Origin of the sequence: Bradyrhizobium cosmicum (assembly GCF_032290525.1) — a bacterium.
Lineage (GTDB): Bacteria > Pseudomonadota > Alphaproteobacteria > Rhizobiales > Xanthobacteraceae > Bradyrhizobium > Bradyrhizobium cosmicum_A.
The window spans coordinates 1-357 of record NZ_JASXTA010000105.1; the positions used below are offsets into that span (position 1 = coordinate 1).

Below are 357 nucleotides of genomic sequence, written 5' to 3' on the forward strand. Positions count from 1 at the left end.
CGCGCGCTCTGCTGCGAATTAATCTCTCGTTTACCATTTCGGAGAGGACATCCGATCGGCGATGAATGCTCTCGTACCGCGCCACGGCCATGTCGGCCGCTTGAAACGGCGGCTGCTTGAAACGAGAGGCCCGGCTTGCTATCCAGTTTTTCATAACAAGAAACAAGAAGGGTGGACCGCGATGAATCGCGACAACGCATCTTGAGCGAGCCTGCGCGATCTTCCGCGCTCGCACCATTCCGCGTCAGGAACTACCGTTTTCAATGGCCGGCTGATCTGCTCACCTCGTGGGCGTTCGAGATGGAAACGCTCATTCTCGGCTGGTACGTGCTGGTCGAGACCGGATCGGTCCTGCTG

1 pseudogene is annotated in these 357 nt (G+C 58.0%); it reads left to right on the forward strand.

Annotated elements, in window-relative coordinates:
* Nucleotides 1–201 precede the first annotated feature (201 nt).
* Nucleotides 202–357: pseudogene (locus QSV46_RS39245) on the forward strand (arabinose ABC transporter permease); the annotation flags it as partial.